We start from the raw sequence: 13,039 nt of genomic DNA, 5'->3' as shown, positions 1-13,039 counted from the left end.
CAGGGCCTCACCGGGAGGCGGGCGGGACGGCGGGGCTCAGGGCTTCACCGAGCGGTAGTAGCGGCGGGCGCCCGCGTGCAGGGGCAGGGGCTCGGTGTAGACGGCGGTCCGAAGATCCACCAGCTGGGCCGGATGGACCTGTCGGCCGATGCCGTCCCTGCTGCCGATCACCGTCCGGGTGAAGCCCTCCACCAGGCCCTCGTCCGCCTCCGCCGTGGTGACCAGGAGGTTCGCCACCGCCAGGGTCTCCACCGGCAGCCCGTCCTGCGCCCTGGCGTACGCGTCGGCCGGGATCACCGCCGACCGGTAGTGACGGGTGGACCCGCCCACGTCGTGGAGCCGGTCGACGAGCCCCGCGTCCAGCGGCACGAGCCGGACCGGGTAGCGCTCGGACAGCGCCTGCACCGCCTGCGTCGGCAGCCCGCCCGACCAGAAGAAGGCTTCGATCTCACCGTGCTCAAGGCGGACCGGCATGGTGTCGATGCCCGCAGGGACCGGTGTGACATCGCGTACGGGCGCCAGACCCGCCGCCGCGAGGACCCGATCGGCGATCAGCCGCACCCCCGAACCGTCCTGGCCGACGCCCACCCGCAGACCGCGCAGATCCCGCACCGAACGCACCCGGGAACCCTTGGGCACCACGAGCTGCACATAGTCGTCGTAGAGCCGGGCGCAGCCGCGCAGCCGCTCGAAGCCGGGCCTGCGCTCCCGCTGGTACTGGGCCACCGCGTCGGCGGTCGCCACCGTGAAATCGGCCTCGCCGGACGCCACCCGGGCCAGGTTCTGCTGGGAACCCTCGCTGTCGGTGAGCCGTATCGACACCCGGGGAAGATCCTTGGCCAAGGCGTGCTGGAGCAGCTCCCCGTACCGCTGGTAGACCCCGGTGGGCACCCCGGTGCTGAAGGTGACCGTGCCGCTCGGCTCCGGGGAACCGAAGGGCCAGGGCCGCCACACCAGGACCCCGCACAGCACGAGCAGCACGGCCGCGAGCAGCAGGGCGCGGCGGCGGACGGCGCGGGAGAGGGTGGGGGTCATCCCGCGATACTGCCAGCCTGTCGCCGCCTCTGGCCAGATTCGTCCCGGTCCGCTCGCCCGGCGCGGTCACGACGGCACACCCCGCACACGGTACGGAGCCGCCGGTGCACGGTACGGGGCCGCCCGTACGCGCGAGGGACGCGCCGCCTCACGCGTACGGCCGACACGTGCGGGCAAGACACGTGCGGGCCGACACGCACGGCAAGACACGCATGGGCAAGACACGCATGGGCAAGACGCCTGCCGGCCCGCCGCACCTCCGTCCCACGCCGTACGAGCCGCCTCGCGGAAGCAGGCCGTGCCCGCCCCGCCCGTACCCGGCGCGGCCCCCTCACCCCGACACCGCGCCCAGGCGCCGTACCACCTCGTCCCGGCCGAGGGCGTGGGCCACCGCGAACAGGTCCGGGCTGCGGGTGGCGCCCGTGAGGGCGACCCTGATCACGTTCGCGATCGTTCTCGGCGGGCCCGCCCAGCGCTCCGGCTCCCGGCGCCAGGACGCCGTGTCCGGGGCGTACCCGTGCCGGACCGCGAGCGCGCGCAGCCGCCCGTACCACTCCCCGGCGGTGACCACGCCCTCCGTGTCCCGGGCGAAACCGGCGGCCACGGCCCTGACCAGGTCAGGCGACAGCTCTCCGTAACGGTCGTCGCCCGGCGCGGGCGGCGGACCGGACAGCTCCGCGAAGAAGAAGCCGTACCGGTCCCGGAAGCGGGACCAGCGGTCCAGGTCCTTGCGGGCGGGCGCGCCCTCCGGCCGTCCGGCGGCCACCGCCGCCAGCGCCGTCGCCCGGTGCCGGGCCAGGACCGAGGCCAGCTCGGGATCGTGGTCCCGGGCCCAGGCGAGCAACTGCGCGTACAGCTCGTCCGGCGGCAGCGAGGCGATGAACTCGCGGCTCAGCGAGTGCAGTTTGGGCAGATCGAGCAGCGGCCCCGAGGGGCGCATGCCGTCGAGCCGGACGGGCGCGGCGAGCGCCTCGGCGGTGGGCACGTCCATCAGACGTATGTTGGCGAGCCCCCGCAGATAGTGCTGGACGGCGGCGGGCGGATATCCGGCGGTCAGGTAGTAGTCCACCGACGCCTCGGGGTCCTTGCGCTTGCTGAGCTTGCGGCGCGAGGGGCCCTCGGCCTTCATCAGCGGCGCCAGATGCGCGTACGCGGGCGGCTCGAAGCCGAGTGCCGTGTGCAGCTGGAGATGGACCGGAGTCGACGACAGCCACTCCTCGCCGCGCACCACCAGCGAGACCCGCATCAGATGGTCGTCCACCACGTGTGCGAAGTGGTAGGTGGGAAGCGGCAGTTCGTCCTGCGAGGACTTCAGCAGGACGATGTCGTTGCCGTTGTCCTGCATCGTGACGGAGGACCGGATGCGGTCGGCGAACCGGACCCGGCCGGGAAACTCGTACGGGCAGCGGAACCGCAGCACATACGGCTCGCCCGCCCCGATCCGGCGCGCCGCCTCCGCCGGGTCCAGGGTCCGGCAGGGCGCCCACCGGCCGTAGTAGCCCAGCGGGGAGCGGCCCGCCCGCTGCTCCTCGGCGCTGCGGGCCAGCCGGTCCCGGTCGCAGAAGCATGGATAGGCGCGGTCCCGGCGCAGCAGTTCGCGCAGATGGCCGAGATAGACGTCCCGGCGCTCCGACTGGAGGTACGGGCCCCAGTCGCCGTCCCCGGCGACCCCGCCCTCGTCGGGTGCGAGCCCGAAGGCGTCGAGCAGCCGGGAGAAGTCCTCGGCGGCGCCCGCCACCCGGCGCGAGCGATCGGTGTCCTCGACGCGCAGCACGTGCACGCCGCCGCTCTGACGGGCCAGGGCACGCGACACCGCCGCCGTGTACAGGCCGCCGATGTGCAGGTGCCCGGTGGGGCTGGGGGCGAAGCGCGTCACCTCGGCGCCCTCCGGCAGGGCGCGCGGCCGGAACCGCCGCTCCCAGTCGGCCGGTTCGGGGAGATCGGGCGGGAACATCGCGTTGATGACGGACAGGTCGAGCACGGTGGACTCCCTCCTGGGGTTCCTCGATCGATCCACCGTAGGCCGGTGACCGGCCGATTCGAGCCGGATGGCCGCGCGAGGCTGCGGAACTCCGAACCCACTTCGGCCTTCCGGGCCCCGAGCGGGGTGCCCGGTCAGTAGCGTCCCCAGGGCCATTCCGTACGACGTACCCGCCCGTACCCGTACGCACCACGGACACGAACACGTACACAGAGGGGGTGTGATGGGCGGCACGCGCGCGGTGGCCCTGCTCGCGCTCGGCTCCTTCGCCATGGGGACCGACGCCTACGCGATGGCCGGACTCCTCCCGGACATCGGCGCCGACCTGGACGTCTCCGTCTCCCTCGCGGGCCAGTCCGTCACGGCCTTCACCCTCTGCTACGCCCTGGCGGCCCCGCTGTTCTCGGCCGTCCTCGCCCGCCGGGGCACCCGGACCGTCCTGATCACCGCCCTCGTCGTCTTCGTCCTCGCCAACGCCGGTACGGCACTGGCCGGTTCGTACGCCGGACTCCTCGGCACCCGGGCCCTCGCGGGCGCGGGCGCCGGACTGTTCACCCCGGCCGCCGCCACCGCCGCCGGGGCCCTCGTCCCGGCCGAACGGCGCGGCCGGGCCCTCGGGCTCGTCCTCGGCGGGATGAGCGCGGGCACCGTCCTCGGCGTCCCGCTCGGACTGCTCGTCGCCGCCCACTCCGGCTGGCGCACCGCGCTCTGGCTGGTCACCGGGCTCGGCGTGCTCGCCCTGCTCGGCGTCGCCACCCGGCTCCCGGCCGTCACCGGAGCCGCCGCCCCCTCCCTGCGGGCCCGGCTCGGCGCCCTCGCCCGGCCCGGGGTGGCCGCCGTCGTCGCCGTCACCTTCACCCAGACCGTCGCCAGCCTCGGCCTCTACACCTACCTCCAGCCGGTCCTCCGGCAGGCCGCGGGCATCGGCAGCGCCGTGCCCTACCTGTGGGTCTGGGGCATCGGCGGCGTCTGCGGCAGCCTCCTCGCGGGCACGCTCGTCGACCGTACGGGCAAGCCCGCGCTGCTCTCCGTCGCCCTGCTCGGCACCCTCGCCGCCGCCCTGCTCCCGCTGCCCTGGGCGGGCGCCGTGCCCGGCCTCGTCCTGCTCCCGCTGCTTCTGTGGGGCGCGGCCGGCTGGGCCTTCGTCGTCCCCCAGCAGCACCGGCTGCTCGGCCGGGAGGGCGCCGGGGGAGCGGCCGCCGTCGGCCTCAACAGCTCCGCCACCTACCTCGGCGGCGCCGTCGGCTCCGCGCTCGGCGGCCTCGCCCTCGCCCACGGGCTCGACGCCCGCTGGCTCCCGCTCCCCGCCGCCGGGGTCGCGTGCGCGGGAGTCCTCTGTCACCTCGTCACGGTCCGGGCCCTCGCCCGGCGCGCCGCCAGGACCGGCCGCGGCACCACGGACCACGCCAACGGGACCGCCGCCGCGGACGCGACCGGCCACCCGGAAAGGAACGCCCCATGAAGTTCGGCGTCAATCTGCCCAACTACGGCCCGGAGGCCGCCCCCGACGCCCTCGCCGACTGGGCGCTGCGGGTCGAGTCGATGGGCTACCACTACGCCATGGTCTCCGACCACGTGGCGCTCACCCCGGACGTGCAGCACCTCTTCCCCGCCCCGTTCTACGACCCCTTCGCGACCCTCGCCTGGCTCGCCGGGATCACCAGGACCGTGGGTCTGGGCACGACCGTCACGATCCTTCCGTACCGGCACCCCGTGCACACCGCCCGGGTCGCCGCCAACATCGACCGGTTCAGCGGCGGACGGCTGGTCTTCGGCGCCGCCGCCGGATGGGCCGCCCGGGAGTTCGCCGTCCTCGACGTCCCGTACCGCAAGCGCGGCGCGATCAGCGACGAGTACCTGGCCGCGATCAAGGCGTGCTGGGCGAACGAGGTCGCCTCCTTCGACGGCGCCCACGTCTCCTTCCGCGAGATCTACACCGGCCCGCTGCCCGTGCAGCGGCCGGGACCGCCGGTCTGGGTCGGCGGACACAGCTACGGGGCGCTGCGCCGGGCCGTACGCCTCGGCGACGCCTGGCACCCCACCTCCGTCTCCGGCGACTGGCTCCTCGGCGTGGGACTGCCCACGCTCCGACAGGTCGCCGAGGAGCAGCAGCGGCCCGTCCCCGACCTCTGCCCGCGCATCAAACTCCGCGTCACCCGCAGGCCGTTGGGCCCCGGGCGCCTCCTGGGGGAGGGCACCCTGGGGCAGATCGCCGACGACCTCGGACTCCTCCAGGACCTCGGCGCGCGGGCCGTGGTCCTCGACCCGACCTACCCGGGCGACCGGCGGGAGCCCGGCCGCACCGCACGCGACCTGGACATCCTGGAGACCCTGGTCGAGGAGGTCGTCGACGTGGACGCCGGCTGCGTACGATGACCCGGCGGTGAGGGGGGTGCGCGAGATGGTCGATCCGGACCTGCGGAAGCTGCGGGTGCTGAGGGAACTCAGCGAGCGCGGCACGGTCAGCGCCGCCGCGCAGGCCCTGCACCTCACCCCGCAGGCCGTGTCCCAGCAACTCAGCGCCCTCGGACGCGAGTTGGGCGTACCCCTCACCGAGCCCGCCGGGCGCAGACTGCGGCTCACCGGGGCGGCGCGGATCGTCCTGCGGCACGCGGAGGCCGTCTTCGCGCAGATGGAGCAGATGCGCGCGGAACTCGCCGGGCACGCGAGCGGCGAGCGCGGACAGGTCGCGGTCGCCGGTTTCTCCACCACCCTCTCGGCCCTCATCCTGCCCGCCGTGGCCCGGCTGCGGGAGACCCGGCCGCTGCTGCGGACCTCGCTCGCCGAGGTCGATCCGCCGGAGAGCTTCTCCCTGCTGCACCGGGGGGAGACGGATGTCGTCATCTCCGCCGACACCGCCCGGACCCCCGGCCCGGCGGCGGAGGAGGGCCGCTCCGACGGCCGGTTCCACCGGGTCGCGCTCTGCGACGACCCCTTCGACATCGCCCTGCCGCAGGGGCACCGGCTCCTGGACCGGGAGCGGCTCGTCCTCGCCGATCTCGCCGACGAGACCTGGATCTTCGCCACCACCGGCATGTGCCACGACATCGGCGTCGCCGCCTGCACGGCCGCCGGGTTCACCCCGCAGGCCTCGCACGCCATCGGCGACTGGGACGCCACCCTGGCGGCGGTACGGCTCGGCCTCGGGGTCGCCCTCGTGCCGCGCCTCGCCAAACCGGGGCCCCGGCCCGAGGTGACGATCCGCGCGTTCAGCGAGGAGGCGCCCTCGCGGACGGTCTTCGCCGCCGTTCGCGAGGGCAGCCAGACCTCCCCGGAGATCGCCGCCGTCCTGGACGCGCTGCGCACGGTGGCACGCGCGGCGGTGGCGGGCTGAAGGAGCCCGGTCCCGGGTCCCGTCGGACGCGGCCCGCTCCCCGTCCGATTCGCCACGTCTGTTGGAAGGTACCGTCCAGCAGCCGTTGCTGGACCCCTCCGGCGGCCGATGTCAGGCTCGGGGGCGTACCGCGGACCGTACCGCGCGTTCCCCTTCCCTTCCCTGACTCCTCCGGAGAGCGGAAACACCCATGTCCAAAGCCACGTACACGCGGCTGGCCGCGCTGAGCCTCATCTGGGGCTCCGTCTTCCTCTGGATCAAGATCGCCGGGTACGGCTTCTCGCCCGTGCAGATGGTCCTGATCCGGCTCGCCCTCGGCGCCGTCGTCATCCTCGCGATCGGCTACGCCAAGGGGCTCCGGCTTCCGAGGGAAGCCGCCACCTGGGGTCATCTGACGGTCGCCGCCCTGCTCGGCAACGCCGTCCCCTGGACCCTCTACGCCGAAGGCGAGATCGACGGCTCCAGCAGCGTCGCCGCCGTCGTCAACGGCAGCGCGCCGATCTGGACCCTGGCCGCCGCCCTGCTGCTCGGCCAGGAGAAGCGGGTCTCCGCCTTCAAGGCGGGCGGCGTCCTGCTCGGACTCGGCGGCACCGCGCTCATCGCCTCCCCCTGGAACGCCTCCTCCTCGGGCACCGGCTGGAGCATCCTCTGCTTCGTCCTCGGCTCCATCAGCTTCGGCGCCAGCTTCGCGTACATGGGCAAGTTCCTCGTGGGCAAGGGCATTCCGCCGCTGATGCTCGCGGGCGGCCAGCTCAGCGTCGCCACCGTGCTGCTCCTGATCGCCTTCCCCTTCCTCGGATTGCAGAGCATCACCTGGCGCACCGACTCGGTGGTCTCCGTCCTCGTCCTCGGCGTGGTCTGCACCGGCTTCGCCGCCCTGCTCAACTTCGAGCTGATCATCAAGGACGGTCCCACGGTCGCCTCGACCGTCACCTATCTCATGACCGCCGTCGCCGTCGTCCTGGGCGCCGCCGTGCTCCAGGAACCGCTGGGCTGGACCGTATGGGCCGGCGCGGTCGCCGTGCTCGTCGCCACCGGACTGCTCCGGCGCAAGCCCCGCCCCGCGCCCGAGCCCGCCCCCGGGGCCGCAGCCGTGGCGACGCCCGCCGCCGACTAGCGGGAACCGCTCCGGGGGCCGTCCGGGGCGCGGCACCACAAGGCGCGCCCGGCCGTTTCCGGCGGCCGGGCACACGCCATTCCCTCAAGAATACCCGGGCCGACGAACGCAACATTGTGTTCATTAATGGGGCGGGTGGTGGATGGTAGCGTCGCAAGTGGAAACACCCGGCCTTTATGGGGGAGTCGTACGTGGCTTTTGTGGTCGAACTCGTTTTCCGTGGAAGAGAGACGGACCGGCTGAGTTTCGGGGAGGCCCACCGGGCCTACTGGAAAAGGATGGCCGCCCGCGGCATCCTGCTCGGCGGCGGTCCCTGGCGGGACGGCAGCGGGGAACTCCTCGTCTGCGAGGCCCGCGACCGGGGGTCGCTCCTGCGGGTCCTGTACGCCGACCCGTACGCCCAGGCCCAGGTCGTCGGCGAGCTACGGGTCCGGGAATGGAACGCGGTCATGGGACACGTCGTCCTCGCCGGTCTGGAGCGGTCCACCGGAGGCGCCGGGACCCACGAGCGAATACGCGGGGGCGTCCCGACGCCCGTCCCGCCGGCCGCCCGTGAGGAGACCGCCGTCCGTGAGGAGCTGACCGCCCACGAACGGCGCATCGCCACGATGATGCTCGACGGACTGACCAACAAGCAGATCGCCGAGTCCTTCACGGTGTCCACCCGGGCCGTGGAACTGCACATCACCCGCATCTACCGCAAGCTCGACATCCGCCGCCGAGCCCAGCTGGCCGCCGCCATCGACCGGTTCGAAGCCGCGTTGGCCTGCTGATCCCGCGCCGGTCCCACCCGACGCGTCGGTCCCACCCGTACGCGCCGGTCCCACCCGTATACGGACACCCGTCCGCGCACCTTCCCGCGCCGCGTCCGTATGCGCGTCTCCGCATGCCCGCGTGCGCCTTTCCTCATGCCCGCGTCCGGGCACAGCCGTGCCCGTTTTCCCGTACCCACACCTTGGGAGTCGTCATGCCGCTGGTCGAGATCACCGTCCCCGAGGGCAGTGTCACCGGAGCCGCCGTGGAGGTCCTGCAACAGCGGGTCGTCACCTCCGTGCTCACGGCCATGGAGCTGCCCCGCACCGACTTCTTCACCTCCGCCACCTGGGTCTACCTCCGCGAGGCGGCCAAGGGGCTCGCGGTCACCGGGACCGGCGCCGCCCCCGGTGCCGTGGTCGTGCTCACCCCCCTCGAAGGCTTCGTCACCCCCGAGCGCAACGAGGTGCTGGGCGCCGAGCTGACCCGGCACGTACGGGAGGCGACCGGGACCGACACCGTCGTCTGGCTGATCGTGAACGAGATCCCGGAGGGCAACTGGGCCGTCAACGACGCCCTCACCCGACGGGCGAGGATCGACGAATTCATCGCCGAAGCCGAAGCCGAAGCCGAAGCCACCGCCACCCGGGCCGGGTAATTCCGTTTCCGATTTCCGGATAGCCCGTCCGGGCGTCTCGCATCCCGGACGGCCGCCCCTTCCCGGCATCCCGCAATCCGGACCGTCTCGAATTCCGGACACGCCACGGCGCCGCATCGTATTCACGGTGCGGCGCCGTTCGCATGCCCGCGACCATATTCGGCCACGGGTGCGGAATCCCGTATCGATGTGCCCCGCAATTCCCTCGTACGGTGATCCCCATGGCACCGACGGATCGGAGAGACTCACTCATGGCTCTGCATTCGGCGCCGCGACTCGGTGTGGTGGTTCCTTCCGGAAACGCCGCAGCCGAACCCGAGATCGGCAGCCTCACAAGCCCCGCACTGAATGTCCACACCTCGCGATTCCCGGTACTTCCCGGAAATGACCTGCGCGGTCGTCTGGAGAAGTACAACGACGTACTCCCCGACGTACTGGGGAATTTCGGCGGACTGCGCCTCGACGCCACCGTCGTCTCCTGCACCGGCTCCCACTACCTCCTCGGACCGGACGGCGACCGCGCCCTCTGCGCGGAACTCTCCGAGCGGACCGGCGCGCCCGTCCGCTCCGCAGCCCTCGCCATCCTCGACACCGCGCGGGCGGTGGGCTCCGAGCGGCTCGTCCTGATCTCCCCCTACGAGCCCTGGCTCACCGAACTGAGCCACGCCTACTGGGAGTCGGCCGGGCTCGCCGTCGACCGGGTCGTCAAGATCCGCGCCGGCGCCCGCTTCTCCCCGTACGACGTCACCACCGAGGAACTGGTCGCCCAGGTACGGGAGGCCGAACTCCCCGAGGACGCGACCCTGTTGTTCACCGGCACCGGCATGTTCACCTTCGACGCCCTCGCCGAACTCGGCCGGGACAGCGGGCGGACCCTCCTCACCTCCAACCTGGCGAGCGCCTGGTGGGCCAGGGACACCCTCGGCCTCCCGGCCGACGGCCCCGACGCCCACCCGCTGCTCCGCAGGCTCGCCGAGAAGACCGGCACGACCGGCCTCGCCCCGGCCCCCGTCTCGTGAGCGGTCCCGCCGCCCGGCGCGAACCGGTCGCCGTCGTCGGCGCCGGGCCCGTCGGACTCGCCGCCGCGCTCGTCCTCGCCCGGTCCGGCGTCCCCGTCACCCTCCTTGAGGCCCGTACGGAGCTGGCCACCGAGTCCCGCGCCTCCACCTTCCACCCCTCCACCCTCGACCTCCTCGACGAACTCGGCGTCGCCGCCCCGCTGCTCCGCCAGGGCCGGACCGTCGACCGCGTCCAGTGGCGCGACCTGGACGGCACCGTCCTCGCCGAACTGGACTACGCGCTGCTCGCCGGAGCCACCGGCCACCCGTACCGGCTCCATGTCGAACAGGCCCGGCTCACCCCGCTGCTGCTCGCCGAACTCGCCGCGACGGGCCTCGCCGACATCCGCTTCGGGGCCACCGTCACGGGCGCCGAGGACACCGGCGACGGAGTCCTGCTGCGCGCCGAGGACCCGGCGGGCCGGACCACCGTCACCCGCCACCCGTACGTCCTCGCGGCCGACGGCAGCCGCAGCGGGCTGCGCGATCTCGCCGGACTTCCCGGCACCGCCGAGGTCTACCCCGACTACGCGCTCCGCGTGGTCACCACCACCCCGCTCGACACCCTCCTGCCCGGACTCGCCGCGCTCAGCTACATCCGCGACCCCCGGGCCTCGTACAGCGCGCTCGGGATGCCCGACCACTGGCGGCTGATCTTCCGCATCCCGCGCGGAACGGACCGCGACGAGGTCCTCGCGCCCGACGCCGTACGGGCCAGGATCGAGCGGGCCCTGCCCGGCGCCGCCGGACGGGCCGTGCGTGTCGAGGACGCGCACACCTACCGGCTCGCCCGGTTCCTGCTGCCCCGCTACCGGGCCGGGCGGGTGCTCTTCGCCGGGGACGCGGCCCATCTCACCTCCACCGCGGGCGGCCTGAACATGAACTGCGGGCTGCACGACGCCGTGGAGACCGGCCGCGCCCTCGCCGCCGTCCTGCGGGGCGACCCGGCAGGGGAGAGCGCGCTCGACGCCGCCCTCGAACGGCGCCGAAGCGTCGTCGAGACGGCCGTCATCCCCCGCAGCGAGGCCCGCACGGCCGGTATCGACAGCGCCGCCGAACTTCCCGCCCGCATCGCCGCCCTGAAGCGGACCGCCGCCGACCCCCGGTCGGCCGCCGACTACCTGTACAAGGCCTCACTTCTCGACGTCGCACCACGACCACTGAAAGGTGACGCACATGCGGATCTGGTTTCACAAGCACACCGTTGAGGGCCGCCTCCCGCTGCTCGACCAGTGGTACCGCGACCACCTCGACGCGATCGCCGCACCCGGCACCACCGTCGACATCAAGACCCTGCCGGCCGACACCTACCCCGACCGCACCCCCTTCGGACTGGTCGGCCACCACTCCGCACAGGTCCTCTTCAGCCGGCACTTCTCCGAGTCCGCGCTCGTCGCCGAACGCGAGGGCTACGACGCCTGGGTGATCGCCGCAGGCCAGGACCCGGGCCTGCGCGACGCCCGCCACCTCGCCTCCATCCCGACCCTCGGCTACGGCGAGACCGCCTTCTTCCTCTCCGCCCTCACCGGCCAGCGCTTCGGCGTCCTCGGCTTCATGCCGCCGCTCGAAGAGCCGATCAGGGCCAACATCCGGCAGTACCGCCTGGAGTCCTCGCTCAGCTCCTACGAGGTCGTCCCCGGCGGCTGGGACTCCGTACACCGCTCCCTCGAAGGGGACTTCGACCAGTTCGTCGAGGTGTACTCGGCCGCCGCCCTGCGCGCCGCCAAGGCCGGAGCCGAGGTCGTCATCCCCGCCGAGGGCATCCCCAACGAGATCCTCTGGCACCTCGGCATCCACGAACTGCACGGTCTGCCCGTCATCGACCCGGCCGGACTCGCCGTCAAGCTCGCCGAGACCCTCGTCCACCTCGGCGAACTCAAGCTCTTCCAGCGCAGCGGCCACGGCTACTGGTTCAGCCGCCCCGACGAGCCCGTCGCCAAGCACCTGGAGCAGGTCTTCCTCGGCGCGGTCCTCTGACACCCGCCCGTACGACACGACATCCCCGCACGACACGGGACCCGTACGACGCCCCCGCACACCCGCACCCCGCCCGCGCCGCCACGCCTTCCAAGGAGCCCCGTCCATGACGTACGACGCCTACGGCCGCAACACCGCGGCCACCGACCCCGCCGCCCCCTACTACCGACCCCGCCGACTGCGCCGCACCCCCGCCCTCCGCCGGTTCGCCGCCGAGACCCGGGTCGGCCCCGCCAACCTCGTCCAGCCCCTCTTCCTCCGCGAGGGCCTCGCCGAGCCGCGCGAGATCCCCTCCATGCCGGGCGTCTTCCAGCACACCCGCGACTCCCTCCGCAAGGCCGCCACCGAAGCGGTCGCCAACGGCGTCGGCGGACTCATCCTCTTCGGCATCCCCGAGCACAAGGACCCCACCGGCACCGGCGCCGTCGACCCCGACGGCATCCTCCAGGTCGCCCTGCGCGACGTCACCGCCGAAGTCGGCGACTCCACCGTGGTCATCGGCGACATCAACCTCGACGAGTACACCGACCACGGCCACACCGGCGTCCTCGACGCGAACGGCGACGTCGACAACGACGCCAGCATCGAGCTGTACGCCCGCGCCGCCGTCGTCCAGGCCGACGCGGGCGCCCAGATCGTCGCCCCCAGCGGCATGATGGACGGCCAGGTCCGCCGTATCCGCGAAGCCCTCGACCAGGCCGGACACCAGTCCGTCGCCATCCTCGGCTACTCCGCCAAGTACGCCTCGCACTTCTACGGCCCCTTCCGGGACGCCGTCGAGTCCACCCTGCGCGGCGACCGCAAGGGCTACCAGCAGTTCCCCGGCAACATCCGGGAATCCCTCCTGGAAGTCTCGCTGGACGTCGCCGAGGGCGCCGACCTCGTCATGGTCAAGCCCGCCCTCGCCTACCTCGACATCGTCCGGCTCATCGCCGACCACGTCCAGGTGCCCGTCTCCGCCTACCAGGTCTCCGGCGAGTACTCGATGGTCGAGGCGGCCGCCGCCAAGGGCTGGATCGACCGCGACCAGGTCGTCCGGGAGAGCCTCGCCTCCATCCACCGCGCGGGCGCCACCCAGATCATCACCTACTGGGCCTCCGAGTTCGCCCAGACCCTGGACCGGTGA

General features: G+C 73.2%; 12 protein-coding genes. 10 read left to right on the top strand and 2 right to left on the bottom strand.

What is annotated here, in order from left to right; translation table 11 throughout:
* Nucleotides 1-36: 36 nt before the first annotated feature.
* Together BU197_RS04670 and BU197_RS04665 are read right to left on the bottom strand one after the other, a co-directional pair.
* Nucleotides 37-1,035 (bottom strand): TAXI family TRAP transporter solute-binding subunit, encoded by a 999-nt coding sequence (locus tag BU197_RS04670; RefSeq protein ID WP_188266902.1) that lies wholly within the window; start codon nucleotides 1,033-1,035, stop codon nucleotides 37-39.
* A gap of 331 nt (nucleotides 1,036-1,366) precedes the next feature.
* A complete protein-coding gene (locus tag BU197_RS04665; RefSeq protein WP_188266901.1) occupies nucleotides 1,367-3,016 on the bottom strand; it encodes a glutamate--tRNA ligase in 1,650 nt (549 codons plus the stop codon).
* Between the two features lie 223 nt (nucleotides 3,017-3,239).
* Between BU197_RS04665 and BU197_RS04660 the strand changes: the two genes are divergently transcribed.
* The 10 genes from BU197_RS04660 to hemB all read left to right on the top strand — a co-directional run bounded on the left by BU197_RS04660 (nucleotide 3,240) and on the right by hemB (nucleotide 13,039).
* Complete coding sequence (locus tag BU197_RS04660) at nucleotides 3,240-4,478, top strand: MFS transporter (RefSeq protein ID WP_188266900.1); 1,239 nt, start codon at nucleotides 3,240-3,242, stop codon at nucleotides 4,476-4,478.
* Nucleotides 4,475-5,392: a TIGR03619 family F420-dependent LLM class oxidoreductase gene (locus tag BU197_RS04655; RefSeq protein ID WP_188266899.1), complete on the top strand. Its 918-nt coding sequence runs from the start codon at nucleotides 4,475-4,477 to the stop codon at nucleotides 5,390-5,392. The genes BU197_RS04660 and BU197_RS04655 overlap by 4 nt, the downstream gene beginning before the upstream one ends.
* A 25-nt stretch (nucleotides 5,393-5,417) precedes the next feature.
* Nucleotides 5,418-6,350 carry a LysR family transcriptional regulator gene (locus BU197_RS04650; protein WP_188266898.1) on the top strand — a complete coding sequence of 311 codons (933 nt, stop codon included), beginning with the start codon at nucleotides 5,418-5,420 and terminating at the stop codon, nucleotides 6,348-6,350.
* A 190-nt stretch (nucleotides 6,351-6,540) separates the two neighbouring features.
* Entirely contained in the window at nucleotides 6,541-7,467 is a 927-nt protein-coding gene (locus tag BU197_RS04645; protein ID WP_188266897.1) for a DMT family transporter, read from the top strand.
* Between the two features lie 176 nt (nucleotides 7,468-7,643).
* Nucleotides 7,644-8,240 carry a LuxR C-terminal-related transcriptional regulator gene (locus BU197_RS04640; RefSeq protein WP_223183111.1) on the top strand — a complete coding sequence of 199 codons (597 nt, stop codon included), beginning with the start codon at nucleotides 7,644-7,646 and terminating at the stop codon, nucleotides 8,238-8,240.
* 194 nt (nucleotides 8,241-8,434) lie between these two features.
* Nucleotides 8,435-8,878, top strand: coding sequence for a hypothetical protein (locus BU197_RS04635; RefSeq protein ID WP_188266895.1), 444 nt, complete (start codon nucleotides 8,435-8,437; stop codon nucleotides 8,876-8,878).
* 251 nt (nucleotides 8,879-9,129) lie between these two features.
* Nucleotides 9,130-9,897: an arylmalonate decarboxylase gene (locus BU197_RS04630; protein ID WP_188266894.1), complete on the top strand. Its 768-nt coding sequence runs from the start codon at nucleotides 9,130-9,132 to the stop codon at nucleotides 9,895-9,897.
* Nucleotides 9,894-11,144, top strand: coding sequence for an FAD-dependent oxidoreductase (locus BU197_RS04625; protein ID WP_188266893.1), 1,251 nt, complete (start codon nucleotides 9,894-9,896; stop codon nucleotides 11,142-11,144). The genes BU197_RS04630 and BU197_RS04625 overlap by 4 nt, the downstream gene beginning before the upstream one ends.
* Complete coding sequence (locus BU197_RS04620; RefSeq protein WP_188266892.1) at nucleotides 11,113-11,913, top strand: aspartate/glutamate racemase family protein; 801 nt, start codon at nucleotides 11,113-11,115, stop codon at nucleotides 11,911-11,913. Before BU197_RS04625 ends, BU197_RS04620 begins: the two co-directional genes overlap by 32 nt.
* Nucleotides 11,914-12,019: 106 nt before the next feature.
* Nucleotides 12,020-13,039 (top strand): porphobilinogen synthase, encoded by a 1,020-nt coding sequence (gene hemB / locus BU197_RS04615; RefSeq protein ID WP_188266891.1) that lies wholly within the window; start codon nucleotides 12,020-12,022, stop codon nucleotides 13,037-13,039.

The sequence above is a fragment of the Streptomyces sp. CBMA291 genome, from assembly GCF_014596525.1.
Lineage (GTDB): Bacteria > Actinomycetota > Actinomycetes > Streptomycetales > Streptomycetaceae > Streptomyces.
This window is presented reverse-complemented; position numbering and strand designations above follow the sequence as displayed.

Excerpts from the sequence above, each read along its gene's own strand:
- BU197_RS04655 (WP_188266899.1), top strand. The coding sequence starts at position 4,475 with ATGAAGTTCGGCGTCAATCTGCCCAACTACGGCCCGGAGGCCGCCCCC.
- BU197_RS04645 (WP_188266897.1), top strand. The coding sequence starts at position 6,541 with ATGTCCAAAGCCACGTACACGCGGCTGGCCGCGCTGAGCCTCATCTGG.
- BU197_RS04630 (WP_188266894.1), top strand. The coding sequence starts at position 9,130 with ATGGCTCTGCATTCGGCGCCGCGACTCGGTGTGGTGGTTCCTTCCGGA.
- BU197_RS04670 (WP_188266902.1), bottom strand. The coding sequence starts at position 1,035 with ATGACCCCCACCCTCTCCCGCGCCGTCCGCCGCCGCGCCCTGCTGCTC.
- BU197_RS04660 (WP_188266900.1), top strand. The coding sequence starts at position 3,240 with ATGGGCGGCACGCGCGCGGTGGCCCTGCTCGCGCTCGGCTCCTTCGCC.
- BU197_RS04620 (WP_188266892.1), top strand. The coding sequence starts at position 11,113 with ATGCGGATCTGGTTTCACAAGCACACCGTTGAGGGCCGCCTCCCGCTG.
- BU197_RS04635 (WP_188266895.1), top strand. The coding sequence starts at position 8,435 with ATGCCGCTGGTCGAGATCACCGTCCCCGAGGGCAGTGTCACCGGAGCC.
- BU197_RS04640 (WP_223183111.1), top strand. The coding sequence starts at position 7,644 with ATGGGGGAGTCGTACGTGGCTTTTGTGGTCGAACTCGTTTTCCGTGGA.
- BU197_RS04650 (WP_188266898.1), top strand. The coding sequence starts at position 5,418 with ATGGTCGATCCGGACCTGCGGAAGCTGCGGGTGCTGAGGGAACTCAGC.
- hemB (WP_188266891.1), top strand. The coding sequence starts at position 12,020 with ATGACGTACGACGCCTACGGCCGCAACACCGCGGCCACCGACCCCGCC.